Source organism: Mesorhizobium sp. M7A.F.Ca.CA.003.01.2.1, assembly GCF_003998945.1.
In the GTDB taxonomy this organism is placed as follows: Bacteria; Pseudomonadota; Alphaproteobacteria; order Rhizobiales; family Rhizobiaceae; genus Mesorhizobium; species Mesorhizobium ciceri.
On the sequence record NZ_RZRA01001619.1, the window covers coordinates 1 to 530 of the forward strand.

Consider the following 530-nt stretch of genomic DNA (forward strand, 5'->3'; position numbering starts at 1 on the left):
GATAAGGCCGGTGGCCGGCGGCAAATAGGGCAGGCTCACCACCGACAGGCCGAAAACCACGCCGGATGCCGCCAGCCCGCTTAGCACGAAGCCGAGGAAGTCGAGCGGCGGCGTCTCCATCGATTCGGTCTCCGGCAGGAAACGCGTCGCCAGCCAGATGCCGATCAGGCCGATCGGCACATTGATCAGGAAGATCCAGTGCCAGGTGAAGTAGGTGGTGATGAAGCCGCCGACCGGCGGCCCGACCAACGGTCCGACCAACGCCGGAACGGTTAGCCAGGACATCGCCGCGACGAGTTCGCTCTTCGGTGTCGCGCGCACCAGCACCAGCCGCCCGACCGGTGTCATCATGGCGCCGCCAATGCCTTGCAGGAAGCGCGAGACCACAAAAGCCGGCAGCGAACCGGAGAGCGCGCAGGCGATCGAGCCGACGATGAAGACGGCGATCGCGGCGCGAAAGATATTCTTGGCGCCGAAACGGTCGGCCATCCAGCCGCTGATCGGAATGAAGATCGCCAGCGAGACGAGAT

1 protein-coding gene is annotated in these 530 nt (G+C 65.1%); it reads right to left on the reverse strand.

Annotated features, from left to right (window positions below):
* On the reverse strand, positions 1-530 hold a 530-nt coding region (locus tag EN969_RS34570), incomplete at both ends, for an MFS transporter (RefSeq protein ID WP_127419966.1).